At 41.2% G+C, this 17,011-nt stretch carries 18 protein-coding genes; 7 read left to right on the forward strand and 11 right to left on the reverse strand.

Going from position 1 to position 17,011, the window contains the following annotated elements:
- Positions 1–341 precede the first annotated feature (341 nt).
- Positions 342–1,259, forward strand: coding sequence for an aromatic amino acid DMT transporter YddG (yddG, locus tag F941_RS08490; protein ID WP_005010132.1), 918 nt, complete (start codon positions 342–344; stop codon positions 1,257–1,259).
- A gap of 255 nt (positions 1,260–1,514) precedes the next feature.
- Entirely contained in the window at positions 1,515–2,939 is a 1,425-nt protein-coding gene (locus tag F941_RS08495) for a cryptochrome/photolyase family protein (RefSeq protein ID WP_005010133.1), read from the forward strand.
- A gap of 493 nt (positions 2,940–3,432) precedes the next feature.
- On the opposite strand, the gene F941_RS08500 is transcribed toward F941_RS08495, so the two are convergent.
- The 4 genes from F941_RS08500 to F941_RS08510 all read right to left on the reverse strand — a co-directional run bounded on the left by F941_RS08500 (position 3,433) and on the right by F941_RS08510 (position 5,442).
- Positions 3,433–3,870, reverse strand: coding sequence for an I78 family peptidase inhibitor (locus tag F941_RS08500; RefSeq protein ID WP_005010134.1), 438 nt, complete (start codon positions 3,868–3,870; stop codon positions 3,433–3,435).
- A gap of 217 nt (positions 3,871–4,087) precedes the next feature.
- Positions 4,088–4,303, reverse strand: a complete 216-nt coding sequence (locus F941_RS08505) for a hypothetical protein (RefSeq protein ID WP_005010139.1) — start codon at positions 4,301–4,303, stop codon at positions 4,088–4,090.
- A gap of 470 nt (positions 4,304–4,773) precedes the next feature.
- On the reverse strand, positions 4,774–4,887 hold the full coding sequence (locus F941_RS16735; protein ID WP_018572548.1) for a hypothetical protein: 114 nt from the start codon (positions 4,885–4,887) through the stop codon (positions 4,774–4,776).
- Between the two features lie 321 nt (positions 4,888–5,208).
- Positions 5,209–5,442, reverse strand: a complete 234-nt coding sequence (locus F941_RS08510; protein ID WP_005010140.1) for a hypothetical protein — start codon at positions 5,440–5,442, stop codon at positions 5,209–5,211.
- Positions 5,443–5,695: 253 nt separating this feature from the next.
- On the opposite strand from F941_RS08510, the gene F941_RS08515 reads away from it, so the two are divergent.
- Both F941_RS08515 and F941_RS08520 read left to right on the forward strand, forming a co-directional pair.
- Entirely contained in the window at positions 5,696–6,187 is a 492-nt protein-coding gene (locus F941_RS08515; protein WP_018572549.1) for a CinA family protein, read from the forward strand.
- 90 nt (positions 6,188–6,277) lie between these two features.
- Positions 6,278–6,898, forward strand: coding sequence for a hypothetical protein (locus tag F941_RS08520; RefSeq protein ID WP_005010144.1), 621 nt, complete (start codon positions 6,278–6,280; stop codon positions 6,896–6,898).
- Between the two features lie 59 nt (positions 6,899–6,957).
- On the opposite strand, the gene prpC is transcribed toward F941_RS08520, so the two are convergent.
- Both prpC and prpB read right to left on the reverse strand, forming a co-directional pair.
- Positions 6,958–8,094, reverse strand: a complete 1,137-nt coding sequence (gene prpC, locus F941_RS08525; RefSeq protein WP_005010145.1) for a bifunctional 2-methylcitrate synthase/citrate synthase — start codon at positions 8,092–8,094, stop codon at positions 6,958–6,960.
- Between the two features lie 25 nt (positions 8,095–8,119).
- Complete coding sequence (gene prpB, locus F941_RS08530; protein WP_005011101.1) at positions 8,120–8,995, reverse strand: methylisocitrate lyase; 876 nt, start codon at positions 8,993–8,995, stop codon at positions 8,120–8,122.
- 235 nt (positions 8,996–9,230) lie between these two features.
- Here prpB and F941_RS08535 point away from each other — a divergent pair, with 235 nt between their 5' ends.
- From F941_RS08535 to F941_RS08545, 3 genes are all read left to right on the forward strand, one after another.
- Positions 9,231–9,884 (forward strand): TetR/AcrR family transcriptional regulator, encoded by a 654-nt coding sequence (locus tag F941_RS08535; RefSeq protein ID WP_005010156.1) that lies wholly within the window; start codon positions 9,231–9,233, stop codon positions 9,882–9,884.
- 114 nt (positions 9,885–9,998) lie between these two features.
- Positions 9,999–10,919 (forward strand): ornithine carbamoyltransferase, encoded by a 921-nt coding sequence (argF, locus tag F941_RS08540; protein ID WP_005010159.1) that lies wholly within the window; start codon positions 9,999–10,001, stop codon positions 10,917–10,919.
- A 90-nt stretch (positions 10,920–11,009) separates the two neighbouring features.
- Positions 11,010–11,483: a hypothetical protein gene (locus tag F941_RS08545; protein ID WP_005010161.1), complete on the forward strand. Its 474-nt coding sequence runs from the start codon at positions 11,010–11,012 to the stop codon at positions 11,481–11,483.
- Between the two features lie 93 nt (positions 11,484–11,576).
- Here the strand turns inward: F941_RS08545 and F941_RS08550 are convergent, their stop codons facing one another.
- From F941_RS08550 to argC, 5 genes are all read right to left on the reverse strand, one after another.
- Entirely contained in the window at positions 11,577–11,930 is a 354-nt protein-coding gene (locus F941_RS08550) for a YnfA family protein (RefSeq protein WP_005010162.1), read from the reverse strand.
- A 105-nt stretch (positions 11,931–12,035) separates the two neighbouring features.
- On the reverse strand, positions 12,036–14,312 hold the full coding sequence (clpA, locus tag F941_RS08555; protein WP_005010164.1) for an ATP-dependent Clp protease ATP-binding subunit ClpA: 2,277 nt from the start codon (positions 14,310–14,312) through the stop codon (positions 12,036–12,038).
- A 9-nt stretch (positions 14,313–14,321) separates the two neighbouring features.
- Positions 14,322–14,735: an ATP-dependent Clp protease adapter ClpS gene (gene clpS, locus F941_RS08560; protein ID WP_005010166.1), complete on the reverse strand. Its 414-nt coding sequence runs from the start codon at positions 14,733–14,735 to the stop codon at positions 14,322–14,324.
- 19 nt (positions 14,736–14,754) lie between these two features.
- Positions 14,755–15,507, reverse strand: a complete 753-nt coding sequence (locus tag F941_RS08565; protein WP_005010169.1) for a DUF6776 family protein — start codon at positions 15,505–15,507, stop codon at positions 14,755–14,757.
- Positions 15,508–15,585: 78 nt separating this feature from the next.
- Positions 15,586–16,638, reverse strand: a complete 1,053-nt coding sequence (argC, locus tag F941_RS08570) for an N-acetyl-gamma-glutamyl-phosphate reductase (RefSeq protein WP_018572637.1) — start codon at positions 16,636–16,638, stop codon at positions 15,586–15,588.
- Positions 16,639–17,011: the final 373 nt, after the last annotated feature.

The following is a 17,011-nucleotide window of genomic DNA, read 5'->3' on the forward strand; positions in this document are numbered from 1 at the left end:
TTTTGATTTCTGTTTTAATAGCTTAGACCTATTTATTGAAAAATGGATATTTATAAAATTAATAGTGATATATTTAACATTTTCCAGTCTTATAATGTGAATTCCAAGTTGTTTCATTTTTCTATTCATGCAACTGGAAAAACACAGGAACCTAAAAAACACCTTCTATTTAGATATTTTTAGTATCAATTTCAGTATACTAAAATTACTTTTGAAAAATCTGATCATGCAAAAAATGGCGCTTGTTTTTCAGATTAAGTCCTATACCAGCGGCATATATTCTGCCGCCTGCAGCTGCAACAGTGCTGTTAGCTTTTCATCTCAATGTATTGAGCCTTAGAATGTCTAAAAATCTTGCAACACTAATTGGTTTTAGTGCAATTTTGCAATGGTCCGCGATTGTTGGCCTGCTCAAGCGTATCAGCTCCAGCATTGGACCCGATTATGCTGTTGCTTTTATGTACAGCTTCAGCGCTATTATTTTGCTGATTTTATTCCGCATTCCTAATTTAAAAGTCATTCCCAAAAAATATTTCATATCTGCCACAATTTTATTCGTTGTTTATGAATTATGCTTTTCTTATGCCATTGCCTTAGCGCAAAGCCCTCAACAGGCCATTGAAATCAGTTTAGTCAATTATTTGTGGCCCAGCATGACTATCGCTGCGCTAATTCTCTTTAAAGAATTAAAATTTAATCCCTTTGTAATTTTAGGATTAGCTGTCAGTTTGAGCGGCATTGTTTTAATTCAAACAGGCAATGGTGCTTTCAGCTGGACATCGGTATTCGATAACATTATGGCCAATCCCGTCAGCTATTTTTTAGCATTTTTGGGTGCGGCTTTATGGTCTTTATATTGTGTAATAACCAAAAAATACAGCAATGGCCATAACCCGATTGCCCTATTCTTTATCGTCATTACTGCTGTGCTTTGGTCAAAAATGTATTTTCTGCACAGCATGCCAGTACTTCCATCCTTAGAATTGGACACCCTATTTTGCATGCTGGCTGTCTCAATCGTCACAGCGTTGGGTTATGCAGCATGGAATATCGGCATCATTAAGGGCAACATTACACTGTTAGTAACACTGTCTTATTTCAGCCCATTAATATCTTCTGTGTTTTCGATGCTGATCCTGCAGACCCATTTAGCGGCCGCTTTCTGGCATGGCGCTATCCTGGTAACCCTTGGCTCATTTATCTGCTGGATATCAACAAATTGGGAATATTTAAAAAAGATACTTCGGCCTGAAAAATAATTTCTTTTAATGTTTTATTTGATGCCTGCCTATTTATTCTTTTAATCAATTTTCCGATCCTAGCTCTTGCTTGATGAATTTCAGACAAAATGCGGGCAATATTGATTTTTAATTTCATTGTTTTAAACAGTGAATAACGCTCTACTTAAGCGTAATTTATTCAATATTTAGAACTTTTGTCCCGCCTGTGTGTCTCATTCAGCCCTAAATTTGGATATACTCTTTGCAAACTTCTGATATTTAGGCTGCTGTTCTATGCAATTAATCTGGTTTCGGCAAGATTTGCGCATAGCCGATCAGACTGCGCTTTGGCATGCTGCTCAAGCCGGTCCTTGCGCAGCCATTGTATTTATTTCTCCAGAGCAATCCATGCTGCATGATGATGCGCCTGTTAAATGCCAATTCTATTTGCGGCAGCTGGACTGCTTAAAGCATCAGCTGCAAACATTGAATATACCGCTGATTATTCTGCATGCGCCGCTCTGGAAAAATATCCCGCAACAGTTAAAAGAGCTGTGTATCCATTTAAGAGCTCAGTGCCTGCATGCCAATTGCGAAACAGGCGTTAATGAACAGTTGCGAGACCGGCAGGTTCATCAAGCCCTCGCATCGGCCGCTATTCCATTTAAACAATATACTGACCGTACAATTTTCACTCTCGGTTCAATCTTAAATAAATCCAATCAGCCTTATCAAGTTTTCAGCGCTTTCAAAAAAAGCTGTTATGAACAGCTGAGCATAAGCCTGCCGTCCATTTTTCCCGCAGTGCAAAAGCAGCAAACCATAAACTTAGATCTTCCTGAAAATTTAAAGCAGGCCGACCTTGCCGAATTTTATTTGGACGATCCCTTACAGGCGCTCTGGCCTGTGTCCGAACAATATGCCTTAGACCTTCTGGATCAATTTATTCAAGAAGATTTAGCACTTTATAAAGAACAGCGGGATTTCCCGCATCAAAATGGCACCAGCAGAATATCAGCCTATTTAAATATCGGCATGGTTTCGATCCGGCAATGCCTGCAGGCTCTTTTCAGACAGCAACGCGGAAACTTTTATCTGGACAATATTGGACAGCAAACTTGGCTTGATGAATTGCTGTGGCGCGAATTTTATCAGCATATCCTGTTTCACTTTCCGGCTGTCTCCAAACATCTTCCCTTTAAAAAAGACACGCAAAAACTGCAATGGCGCTATGACCATGATGATCTGACGGCATGGCAGCAAGGTTTGACCGGTATTCCTATTGTTGATGCCGGAATGCGTCAATTGCTGCAGACCAGCTGGATGCATAATCGAGTCCGCATGATTACAGCAATGTTTCTCAGTAAAAATTTATTGATTGACTGGCGCTTAGGTGAAAAGTGGTTCATGCAGCACTTAATTGATGGCGACTTGGCCGCAAATAATGGCGGCTGGCAGTGGTGTGCATCAACAGGTACGGATGCAGTACCTTATTTCCGTATTTTTAATCCTGTGAGCCAATCTCAAAAATTTGATCCCCATGGAGACTATATCCGCGCATGGCTGCCCGAATTGGCGCATTTGGATACAAAACGGATTCATGACCCTTTTGCATACGCCCCTGATGATCATACTCTTCATTACCCAAGGCCAATTGTAGATTTAAAATATTCACGCTTACGCGCAATAGAAGCGTTTAAATCCATCTCAATGGGCTAAATTATTTATTGGCAGAACCGCACACCAAGATTTCATTGAATTTTGCCTAAAAAGGACATCTTGTTATATCTGTTCAGCATTACATTTTAATGGCAACGTAAAAAGCCCTCTAACGAGAGCTTTTATATCCGTGATGCACTTAGGGCCGCAACAGATCTAAAATTGGTACGCCAAAGCATGCAAGGTGCAATAAATCGAATGTTCAACAGCTGTTTTTTCAAAGAAAAAGTAATGAACGATGTGCCCAATTTTCATCACAATTAGCGAACAGACTAAATAAACCAAAAACTTACAGGCATCTTTATGTGCTTTCCATCATCTGCCTTCAAATCAGACTAGATATCTTCCTGATCTGAAGATCGTTAAATTTTTGTTCATAAAGTAATGCATTAATCAGTTTGAATCGCCTTGAGAGTCAATAATCATGAACTCAACTAAAGTTCCCCCAAGGCTAAACTGCATTTAAAATGCGGCAACACTCGCAAATCTTGGATCAGCCGCAAGACGCTTGAGATATTTTATGCGTAACAGGATCAATCATGACTGTCACACGATTATCAAGATAATCCATGGTAACTGGCTGATTTGGCGCGACAATGCGGACAATTTCAGAATGAGTGAGCTGTTTGATTTGAGCAGCTGTTAAACCAGACTGACCGACCAATTTTTGTGCTTCTTCCGGCAAACAGCGGGTTTGCTGATTCGCTCGAAAAAAAGCCCACTCTTCAACAGCTGTTCCATTTTTCAAATGGCAATATCCGACTTGACCATTTTTATCATTTTTAATTTCAACTTTTCCGCCCTGCTTTACACAGTATTCACTTGCAGGATTAGCAATCCCAACTTTCGGCAAATTTGCAGTGTTTGTATTTGTGGCAGAGCATGCTGATAAAGTAAGAACAGCCATAGAAAGTAAAACTATTTTTTTCATTGCTTACCCTAAAGTTTTAAAGTGATATCGCATTCATTTTGGATTAATCCGTTAAAAATCGCAAACACAGCTTAAAATGGAATAATGCTGCACAAATTAAGCATTGTGTTTGATCTTACTTGCGGTTTAAACCGCCGTATAATTAAAATATTTTTACATTAATAAATATAATAAAAAAGCCCTAAAATGGGCCTTTTTATTCATAATATTCAATTCATTATTTTACTGAAGCTTCACTGGCAGCAGAACCCTCTTGCTCTAATGGCGCAGCATCAATCATATCTGGACTTACTTCAATAGAGGTCACAGCCACCGTCTCACTTACTGCGGCTGGCTCCGCAGGTGACTGTTCTTCCTGCTTTTTACTGCACGCAGCCAAACTCAATGATACTGCGGCTGCTAAAACAATGAGGCTTGCTTTTAAATTTTTCATAGAAATGCCTTTGATAAGGTTTTAAAATTTACATGATTGTAGACAATTTTTTTAATTTCGGGGAGTCCTTATTGTATATGTTTTTAATTTTTTTAAATTTAAAGAACTCCCAATAATTATTAATATTTAAATTATAAGCCATGAAAAATCAGTAATCAAATATTTAATTATTAAAAAATAACACCCTGAAAATTATAAACACAGCATATATAGAAATTAAAAATCAAACTTCCAAAATAAAAAAATCTTCAGCATAAAATAATCAATTAATGTGAATAAAATATATTTCTGATTACTTAAAATAAATAATTATAATAAGCAATCCTATTTTGACCATGTCAGATAAAGCTCACCAACCATAAGACACTGATAAATAATAATTTAAAATAAAAAAGAGCCGTATCAAAAATACAGCTCTTTTTTTCTGGCTACTATCGCTAAGGTTTCTTTAGTCTTATTACAATAAGTTATTAAGCTGGATTAATTAAATAAAAATAAATAATCAAAAAAGCTAAAAGTAAAATTGCAAGAACTAAGTATGTACCGACAGTATTAAAACTTCTAATAAATTTTAAAATATCCATAATCACATACCGCTAAATTACTTGCGAATTATAAAGCAATTTTTTTTTCTATTCTTACTCAACATCACACTTTGAAAGCTAATTATACACAACTATCACAAAACCCATACAAACAGTATGCTTTTTAAGCAAGCCTGAATGTCATGAGTTTAAATATATTGAATGCTGATTTGATTAAATCGAAGCATTAACTTAAAAAACTATATAATTACACTAATATATGCCTCATAAAATTATAAAAAAAAACACATAAACCCCAAATTCATAAAGATTTCCTAAAAAAAGCCTCAATCACACGAGGCTTTTTTGAAATATGTTCAATTATTGTTCAGCGACAACTTTAACAATAATCGTTTGAGTCTCTTCTAGCTCTTCAGCCAAATACAATCTTTTTAATTCTTTACTTTTAACTTTAAATTTATGATTTTGGTAGGTGATTTCTGCTGGAATTTGATCAAAATATTGACTGTCTGCATTCAACTCTTCTTGAAACAACGGTGTTCCCAGCTGATAGTCCAAGCTTTTCAATACGACATATTTTACAGTTGTTTTCATTGTGGCCACCTATATTCAAAATGCACTTTATTTCCACTTTTACCACTGTTCAGCGCCTGATAAAACCTTTATTTTTCTTTTTCGAACAGCAAATATACAATTGATAATGGCCAAAGAATAAAGCTGATGATTCTTCTTTTTTCACATTATTCCATTCTAAAAATTCTCATCAATTCATGACTTTTCACCTAGAAATCTTTTAAAATTCTCCTTCCATCTTCACCGTCTATCATTCATGCAGTTTGGGGAAACAATGATTCTAAAACAATGCTGCGATGCGCTTGAACAGAATTTACTGACGATCGCCTTTATTGAAAGTGCCAGTTCGGGATATCTAGCAAGCCAATTTTCTATCTATAAAAATAGCGGTGCTGATATTCTGCTTGGCGGTTTAGTCAGCTACGATCCAAGCATCAAAATTTCGATCTTGCATATTGTGCCGTCATTCATTGATGCCTATACAGCAGAGTCTGCTGAAGTCACCCAAGCCATGGCTGAGCATGGTAAAAATTTGTTTACGCAAGCCGATTTTATTGTTGCCTGCACCGGCTTACTTAAGCCAGGCGGCAGTGCAACAGCCGAAAAACCTGAGGGAACTTTCTACATTTCAATTTTATTTAAAAATCAATTTTATAATTTTAAATATTTTTTAGATGGAAGCCCCATTGAGCGCTTAGACCAGCTGACAGCACTGACAGCGAAGGAAGTTTTACATTTGGTTGGCACAGCAAATACATTGGCATAGCTCATCGTGTGGTTTCTCATAATAATTTTTAACATGCCGCACAGCAATAATCCGCTATATTTAACTTAAAGCAGTAAATTTGGATGTGCCATGGATAGACTAAATGTTATTTCCAGTACGATGATGCTCTGCTGTATTTCTTTTTCAGCCTATGCAACTGTAGGCGGCCCTCAATTTATTGAAGTGCTTGGTTTAGATCAAAAAGCTCAAAAAATATATGTTATGCGCCACTTTGAAGATGGCCGCGGCCGCCTGCCTCAGCTTTATTATTACCAATTAAATGCTCAGCAACCCAAACAATTAGTCTCCGTTAAATCACTTTACATCAATCCCAAAACAAACCGCATAGACTATGATCAAGACAGTACACTGTTTGATAAAGAAATTGCCAAAATTAAAACTCGGCTAGTCAAGCTTGTTCCAATTCACAACAGCAATGTTTCCATTCAATTAATCACTTCAATCAACGGCACAGCCAAAGCATGGTTTGACCCGCAAGAAACTATTGATAAATGGAGCTACCAGTATTTAGTCAAAAGTCCAAAATACAGCAGTACCGTACAAACAGCAGTGAGCTATAAGGAAGGGCTTAAAATTTCAAAAACCTATAAAGTGCCCAACCGGCCTTATATCTTTGTTACTGTACAATACCTAGGCATTCCCTTTGAACGCGGCTACAACATTGAAGACCCTGTTCTATTGGGGAAATAAAAAATTAAAAAAGCCTCCGAAGAGGCTCTTTTAATTATTCATGGGCGGTTAGTTCAAAACTAGGCTGCTGAACGCTCTGCAATCGGCACCACTTTACGCAGTTCAGGACCGGTATAATCCGCACTTGGACGGATAATGCGGTTGTCTGCACGCTGCTCCATCACATGCGCCGCCCAGCCGGTTACCCGGCTCATCACGAAGATGGGCGTGAACAGTTTGGTCGCAATGTCCATGAAGTGGTAAGCCGATGCATGGAAGAAGTCTGCATTGCAGAACAGTTTCTTCTCGCGCCACATCACTTCTTCACAGCGCACGGATACTGGATAAAGCACCGTATCGCCCACATCTTTGGCTAAGCGCTCTGACCAGATTTTGATGATGCCGTTGCGCGGATCATTGTCTTTATAGATCGCATGGCCAAAGCCCATGATCTTTTCTTTACGTTCCAGCTTGCCCAGCATTTCACGTTCTGCTTCTTCAGGCGACGTCCAGTTTTCAATCATTTCCATCGCCGCTTCATTCGCGCCGCCATGCAATGGACCGCGCAGTGAACCAATTGCACCGGTGATGCATGAATGCATATCGGATAAGGTGGATGCGCATACACGTGCGGTGAAGGTCGATGCGTTGAATTCATGCTCTGCATATAGAATCAGCGATACATTCATCACCTGCTCATGCAATTCATTTGGTTTTTCACCGCGTAGCAAATGCAGGAATTGCGCGCCGATAGAGTCATCATCGGTATTTTCTTCAATGCGCACGCCGTCATGGCTGAAGCGGTACCAGTAGCAGATGATCGCTGGCAGCGTTGCCAAAATGCGGTCTGCTGCGTCCTGCTGTTCTGCAAAGGATTGTTCTGTTTCTATGTTGCCGAGCATGGAAACGCCTGTGCGCATCACATCCATCGGGTGTGAATCCGCAGGAATGCGCTCTAACACTTCTTTGAGCGCTTGCGGCAATTGGCGCAGTGATTTCAGTTTTGCTTTATATGCAGCCAGCTGTTCTGCGGTTGGCAATTCACCAAAGAAAATCAGGTAAGCCACTTCTTCAAACTGGCAGTTCTCAGCCAAGTCTTGAACGTCATAGCCGCGGTACGTGAGGCCTGCACCGCTTTTGCCTACAGTTGAAAGTGCGGTTTTTCCTGCCACTTGTCCGCGCAGGCCAGCGCCTGTGAGTACTTTTCCTTCAGCCATTTTTCAATTCTCCTTTTTGAATGATTTATTTGAACAGTTTATCCAGCGTATTTTCAAAGGTGTGGTAATCGAGAAATTCATACAATTCTTTGCGCGGCTGCATTTTGTCCAGCACATTCACTTGCGTGCCGTCTTTGCGGATCGAATGCATCACTTCCAGCGCAGCTTTCTGCATGGCGCGTGTCGCAGAGAGCGGATACAGCACCATTGAAATGCCCTGTTCGCCCAGTTCATCTACCGTGTAATAAGGCGTGTCGCCAAACTCTGTGATGTTGGCCAAAACAGGCACGCCTACCGCATCGCAGACGGTTTTGTACATGGTGATGTCGGTCATGGCTTCAGCAAAAATGGCATCGGCGCCCGCTTCTACGCAGGCGCAGGCGCGGTCAATCACTGCCTGCAAGCCTTCTTTTTGCAGCGCATCGGTACGCGCCATCACCACAAAGTCTGAATCGGTTTTCGCATCTACCGCGGCTTTAATGCGGTCGACCATTTCCTGCTGCGTGACAATTTCTTTGTTGGGACGGTGGCCGCAGCGTTTCTGCGCCACTTGGTCTTCGATATGCACTGCCGCCGCGCCTGCAGCGATCATTTGCTTGACGCTGCGCGCGATATTGAATGCGCCGCCCCAGCCTGTATCGATGTCAACTAAAAGCGGCGTGTCTACACGTTCGGTAATGCGGCGGACGTCTTCAAGAACATTGTCCAAACTGGTCATGCCAAGGTCAGGCAAGCCATAAGAATAGTTCGCGACACCGGCGCCCGAAACATAAATCGCCTTATAGCCGGCCTGTTTGGCCATCATGGCTGCATAAGCGTTGACTGTGCCGATAATTTGTAATGGTTTTTCCACTTCCAGTGCTTGTCTAAATCTTAAGCCTGCAGACGTTTGTTGTGTCATATTCCTTTCCACAGTGGTCACTTTATTTATTGAGGCTTGAGTATAACCATAATTATTTCGCCCGCTATGACCCATTAGAATTATTACTCTAAAACTTTAGTCAAATATTTATGAAATATATAATATTATTTCGTTACAGCATAATCATCTGGCGTACACCTGTAATTACAGAAACTTATTCAAAGCTTTGCTATAATTGAAGCAGTTTTTGCAGGCAGATAACATTATTCCCCATATGCACGATTTAGCTCAACTCGAACCTATCGCACGTGATTTACCGCAAACCAAACGTGGTCATGAACGTTGTTTTGCACTCTTATTAAGTGCAAATGAGCTATTCGTAAAAAATGGTTATGAAGCAGTATCTTTAGATGACATCGTCAACCATGCCGGCGGCGGCTCCAAAGCCTCTATCTACAAATATTTTGGCAACAAAGAAGGCTTATTTAAGGCCATTTGTGATTATCGGCGTGAACAATTTTATAAAGACATCAGTTTGGCATGCATGTCTGAACCTGAAGAATTGCGCAGCTATTTAATTCGAATTTTAAGCAATTTTTTAAAACATATTATTCAGCCAAAAAACATTGCCTTCATTCGCCTTGTCCTGAATCAAACTCAAAAGGATTCAACTCTTGCACTATATATTCATGAAAATGGTGCAAAAATGATCCAAATGACAATTGCAAAAGCTCTGGCTAAAGCACATGAAGACGGTGATTTAAACTGTCCGCACCCCAACAATTCAGCAATGCTGTACTTTGGAATTCTTCGCGACTATGAATGGCGCATTATTTTAGGTGTTGACCTGGTCATAAATGAGCAAGAAGCGATCAATCACATCGAGTATTGCGTAGATCGATTCCTCGACGGTCATCAAAAGCCTTAGTTTTTTTGCAATTTTGCATATATTTGGTATAGAGTATTCGATTCTCCTTTTCTTTTAACCAACCAACAACTAATTGTTGTTTATTTTTGATTCAGCAATTATTGTGGAGTAATCATGGCTCTGCGTCACTTTCTTACTTTACGCGATTTATCGACTTTAGAACTTAACCAAATTGTGCAGCGCGGAATAGAACTGAAGCGCAAACAGCACAACAATGAAGTATTCCAGCCTTTCGTTGGTAAAGTAATGGGCATGATTTTTGAAAAATCAAGCACCCGTACCCGTGTATCGTTTGAAGCAGGCATGAGCCAGTTTGGCGGCAGCGCGATCTTTCTATCATCACGCGACACTCAGCTGGGCCGCGGCGAACCGATTGAGGATTCTGCACGCGTGATTTCAAGCATGCTTGATATTGTGATGATCCGTACTTTTGGCCACGATATTGTTGAGCGCTTTGCATCATATTCTACGGTTCCTGTGATCAATGCTTTGACTGATGACCACCACCCTTGCCAATTATTGGCAGACATTCAGACTTTTGTTGAACACCGCGGCTCAATCGAAGGAAAAACAGTGGCTTGGATTGGTGACGGCAACAATATGTGCAACTCATATATTGAAGCTGCTCATATGTGGGGCTTTAAATTAAAAATCGCTTCGCCTAAAGGCTATGAGCCTAAAGAACAGTTCCTCTCTGAATTTGCGCATTGCGTAGAACTCGTCAACTCAGCTGAAGATGCTGCGGTCAATGCAGATTTGATCGTCACTGACGTATGGGCAAGCATGGGCCAAGAAGAAGAGCAGAAAATCCGTGAAAAAGCTTTTGCAGAGTATCAAGTCAATGAACGCTTAATGGATTTGGCGCATTCAAATTGCTTATTTATGCACTGCCTGCCTGCTCACCGCGGCGAAGAAATTTCTGAAAACATGCTTGACCATAAAAATGCTGTGGTTTGGGATGAAGCGGAAAACCGCCTGCATGCGCAAAAAGCGCTAGTTGAATTCCTGATTAACGAAAATCTTAAAAAAGACTAAGTTTTTACTCACATAAATGAAGCACCTTCGGGTGCTTTTTTTGTTTTTGCATGCTTTAATAAAACCATAACTTTTATAAGTGATTTAAAAATGGGTTTAAAAACTTTATTGCCTGGCTTGAGTGCTCTGGTTTTAATACCTGCCGCTGTTATGGCAACGCCAACCGAACTTGATCAATATTTAGTAAACAAACAGATTTTAGACAGCCGTTACATGATTCAAAATGCCGCTGCATTAAATGAAATTTTAGATGCAATCAGTGATGAAGATTCACGCACACTTCCCTTTCAAATTGACCAAAATATGCTGATGGAAAAATATCAGATCAGCGCAAATCAAATGCAGGTAGAAGGCATTATTACAACATCAGATTTTACACAATTTGAAAAAAGCATAGGCATTAAAGACATTCAAAACATGCTGAAAAAGAATACTCTGCAAAATTGCCATTTGCTGTTTGAACATGAATTTCAGCGTAAAAATCCCTATTCGGCCAACATGACGCTTTCTTCTGAGAAGCATGTATATCGATATTCCATCAAAAATAGTGAATGCAACTTTTAAAAAATGCTATCCATGCCCAAAATAAAGCCTCGGTTACTTCAGCAACTGAGGCTTTATACCTTTTAGCTCAAGACTGACCAGTTTACTTTAATATTACCGGATCAAGCCCTGCGGCTGTAAAATAATCACCGCAGCGCCAATCAATACTACTGCGCCGCCAACCAAGTCCCATCGAGTCAAGCTGATTTGATCCACAAAGCGCAGCCACATTAATGCGGAAAAAATATAAATTCCGCCATAGGCTGCATAAATCCGCCCCGATGCGGCAGGATGCAATGTCAACAGCCAGACAAATACTGCCAGCGCCAATACTGTCGGCAGCCACAGCCACTGGCTTCGCCCTTGATTCAGAATTAAATAGGGAAAATAGCAGCCCAGAATTTCCATCACAGCTGTAACAGCGAACAACAGGAAGGTTGTGATGACTTTCGAAATTTGAATATCCATAACCAGTACTTAGCGACCCAACGGCATTTCAGCCAGAACTCATAAGATGTGAATGCAAAAAAATAACCCGTGTTCGCCACGGGTTATTTTCAAAAAGCCGTTATTTTAGGCAGGCTCAGCAGTTTGATCTTCAAACACTTCGAGTTTTAAGCCCACTGCTTTGCCGTTCTCTTTTTTCACAGAAACGGCAACATTGCCGCCATGCTCCGCCAACTCACCGAACAAGATCATTTCTGCAAGCGGTTTTTTCAAGTGCTCTTGAATTAAACGCTGCATTGGACGCGCGCCCATCAAACGGTCGTAACCGTTCTCGGCCATCCATTCACGCGCAGATTGATCCACTTCCAGAATGACTTTTTTATCATCTAATTGCGCTTGGAGCTCTGTTAAGAACTTATCCACGACATTTTCAATGACCGTTGTTGGCAAGGCTTTAAACTGAATCACGCTGTCTAGACGGTTGCGGAATTCAGGAGAGAATGCTTTTTTCATTGCATCCTGATTGTCTTTACTGTTGTCTTGTTCTTTAAAGCCAATGCTGACACGGGAAATGCTTTCTGCGCCAATATTGGTGGTCAGAACTAAAACCACATTGCGGAAATCAGATTTTCGGCCATTATTATCAGTCAATGAACCATGATCCATAATCTGCAGCAGTAAATTAAAGACATCCGGATGCGCTTTTTCAATTTCATCCAGCAGCAATACGCAGTGCGGATTTTTATGAATCGCATCTGTCAGCAAACCGCCTTGATCAAAACCAACATAGCCTGGAGGCGCACCGATTAAGCGTGATACAGCATGACGCTCCATATATTCAGACATATCAAAACGCACAAGTTCCACACCCAGCAATTTCGCTAATTGCTTAGTGACTTCTGTTTTACCGACACCTGTTGGGCCGGCAAAAACAAAACTGCCGACCGGTTTGTCAGGAGATTTCAAGCCTGCACGTGAAAGCTTAATCGCAGAAGCCAGCGCTTCAATTGCTTCATCTTGGCCAAACACAACACGCTTCAAATCGCGTTCCAGATTTTCCAGAACAGTCTTATCATCTTTAGACACAGTCTTTGGCGGAATACGGGCAATTTTCGAGACGATATCCTCAATATTTTCTACCGTAATCAGCGTATCGTCCTGTTCTGCTTTTAATCGGCGCTGCGCACCCGCCTCATCAATCACGTCGATGGCCTTATCAGGCAAGAAGCGGTCATTAATAAATTTTGCAGACAGCTCAACTGCTGAAACCAAGGCTAAATCATCATATTTCACGTGATGAAAATCTTCAAATTTGGTTTTCAAACCGCGCAGAATATCAATCGTTTCTGAAATAGAAGGCTCATTCACATCAATTTTTTGGAATCGGCGTGATAAAGCATGATCTTTTTCAAAGACTTGACGATATTCTTGAAATGTCGTCGAGCCAATGCAGCGCAACGTTCCATTTGCCAAAGCCGGTTTGATCAGATTCGAGGCATCCATGGTGCTGCCCATGCTTGAGCCGGCACCAATAATCATATGAATTTCATCAATAAACAGTATTGCTTCCGGCTTTTTCTTCAAAGCATTCAGCAATTGTTTTAAGCGTTTTTCAAAATCGCCCCGATATTTTGTACCCGCCACCAATGCGCCAATATCCAAGCTGTAGACTTCTGCATTTTCTAGAGGTTTCGGCGCTTTGCCGTTCACAATTAGCCATGCTAACCCTTCAGCAATTGAGGTTTTGCCTACACCCGGATCACCCACCAGCAGCGGATTATTTTTACGGCGGCGGCAAAGAATTTGCGCAGCGCGTTCAATCTCTTTTTCACGACCAATCAACGGGTCAGTTTTACCCTTTTGAGCTTCCGCATTTAAATTGGTGGTATACAGCTCAAGCGGGCCAGCATTGGCCGAAGATGCGGTTTCACCATCCAGCTCTTCAATTTCCTCTTCCTGCGGCGCTTCGTCTTTGCGTGTGCCATGAGAAAGGTATTGGGTTAAAGTCAGTCGGTTAATTTGGTGGCGCTTCAGCAGGTACACTGCAAAAGAATCACGTTCTGAATACATTGCAACCAAAATATCCGCACCTTCTACAGTCCGGTCACTGCCGCTGGACTGCACATGAAAAATTGCGCGCTGCAATATGCGGTCAAAGCTTTCTGTAGGGTGCGGTGCTTGATCGCTGTTTTCACCAAGTTTAGGAGTATGCTGTTCTACGTATTCTTCAAGTTCTTTTCGAAGCAGGATAATGTCTGCGCCGCATGCTTTCAATGCATTCACAGCAGAGTCATTATCCAGTAAAGCCAATAATAAATGTTCTACCGTCAAAAACTCATGTCTCTTTTGACGAGCCATGCTGACAGCCAAACGTAATGATACTTCTAATTGACGACTGAGCATGCAACCCCCTTAATCTTTGGGCTCTATCTGACAAAGCAAAGGATGACCTTGTGACCGAGCGTAATTATTGACTTGATTTGCTTTCGTCTCCGCAATGTCCCGCGGATAAACCCCTGCAACACCTTTTCCTTCATAATGTACAGTTAGCATTACTTGAGTGGCTTGGTCAAGATTCAAAGCAAAGTATTGTTGTAAAATTTCAATAACAAAGTCCATTGGGGTGTAATCATCGTTCATTAAAACAACAGCGTACATCGGCGGACGTTTTAATTCTGGACGCGCGGTCATGACTGTGGTGTCGGCATCCCCATCTTCATGCGTTTCATTGCCCAAGCGCGGGCTGATGTGCCAGTCCACTATTCCAGTTTGATAGAATGAGTCTTTCATGTCAGATAAACTAATTTGGCGCTTATTGCTTCGCATACGATTCTTGATTCACACTTCAGTTTGAATTTGCTTCAGTTTGAGGAATTTCTGAGAGAAACGAAGATTGATTCTCTACTGCTGGCCCTTTAGACCAGCTGAAACGGCGGACAACCTGTTTGCCTGCACTGTTTAAACGAATTTCGATAAAGTTTGGCGTAAAGCCTTTCGGCATTGTCCAGCGGCCTGTTAGGCGCTCATTGTTTTCAAAGTTGAAGTTTTTATCTTCCATCGGCACGGTTAAAACTTCAGTTCCTTGAATCAAGCGGATTTCAGCACTGCCCGAAGCATTGCTTTTTCCAGGGCTCACTTGCATTAAATCCAGCTGATATTCAAATGCATTATCTGGCAGCGGTTTAATCGCTACATGCTGCACAGCTAAAGCAATGCCGCCGCGCTGGCGCAGTACTTCACGGTACAGCACTCCGATATTTTCTGCTTGGGCCTGCGCATCCCGGGCCTTATTCATTTCTAAATACAGATCATTCGAGTTGCTGACCGCCACATCACGTTCCTGAATTGCGGTATTTAAACTTTTATTCAATACAGCAAGCTCAGATTTTTGCTTTTGCACCACTTCAACCAGCTGCTCAGCATCAGCATCATAACCCACAACTGTCAGGCCTTGGCGATGCCCGACCGTGTAACCCAGCAAACCGCTGCTCAAAATTAAAACAGCCGCGCCAACCGCCAAAGGCAAATTGGTTTGCATAAACGGTTTTTTATCGCTGGCATTGTGCTGTGGCGCAGTATGTGAGTCTGAATTTTGCATCATCATCTCTTATTTTGATTTATTCAAAACACACATTTAAATCGAAATCTAAATGTGTGTGAAGCATTTAAACGTTTCTTATGGTAATAAACCGATGCCTTGCAGGCCTGCTTCTTCAGCAAAGCCAAACATCAAGTTCATATTTTGCACAGCCTGTCCTGCTGCGCCTTTGACTAAGTTATCTTGAGCTGCAAGAATCACCAGTTTCTTCGGCTGCGGCTTATACAGTGCAATACGCAATTGGTTTGCTCCGCGCACTGAGCGGGTTTCAGGCGAACTGCCTGCTGGCATCACATCAACAAACTGTTCATTGGCATAGAACTGCTCATAAAGCGCCTGCAAATCAGCTTCTGCACCTGCATCCGTTAAGTCGATATAAATCGTGCTGAGCATGCCGCGGATCATTGGCACCAAATGCGGCACAAACAAGATCTCATTAAAGACGCCTTTTTGGCCTGAGATATTTTCCAGCGCTTCGACAATTTCAGGATGATGGCGATGGCCCGCTACACCATAGGCTTTAAAGTTATCTGCATTTTCTGAATAGATCATGCCAAGGCTGGCTTTACGGCCTGCACCTGAAACACCTGACTTTGCATCAATAATAATACTATCAGGTTTCACTAATGCGTCAGCTTTTAACACGGGTGCCAAACCCAGCTGTACGGTTGTCGGATAGCAGCCAGGGTTGCCAATCACGTTAGCTTGTTTGATTTTGTCACGGTTTAATTCAGACAAACCGTAAACCGAATCTTTTAATAAATCTGGGCAAGCGTGATCCAGACCATACCATTTTTCAAACTGTGCTAAGTCTTGCAGGCGGAAGTCAGCGGCCAGGTCAATCACTTTTGTATTTGCGGCAACTAATTCTGCTGCATGTTTCATCGCTACGCCATGCGGAGTTGCAAAGAACACCACATCGCATTTTTTCAGTTCATCAAGATTGAGGTCTGAATATTGAAGGTCAGTATGACCGCGCAGGCTTGGGAACATGTCATCGACACGGCGCCCGTTTTCAGTACGTGAAGTTAAAACCTTTACTTCCGCATTTGGATGACGCAGCAAAATACGCAGCAATTCAACGCCTGTATAACCCGTACCGCCGACAATACCAACTGAAATCACGCTCATTACCTCAATTCAAAGTATCCATTTGATGACTGCGTAGTATGACAGGAAGTTGCGGTTTTCTGAACTGTTTTGCTTAGTTTAATCTTTTTATTTAGTTTTCCTTGTGTTTGAAAAATCATTCAGTATTCGCTCTTAATATTTTTATATTCGTTGAACACCAATATTTCGCACAATTCGGCACTTCTATCATCGGTAAAATATGAACCAAAGTAATTATCAGAGAATATCATTTCAATTTTTAAAAATAATCTAGCCATTGGGTCCACAATCTTTTTAAGTATAATTTAGTTCATTAAACCAAATACGCACACTTAAAAACTACTATGCTTTATATCATCGGCGTAATCTTACTTATTTTTATTATCCTTCATTA

Origin of the sequence: Acinetobacter bouvetii DSM 14964 = CIP 107468 (genome assembly GCF_000368865.1) — a bacterium.
GTDB lineage: Bacteria > Pseudomonadota > Gammaproteobacteria > Pseudomonadales > Moraxellaceae > Acinetobacter > Acinetobacter bouvetii.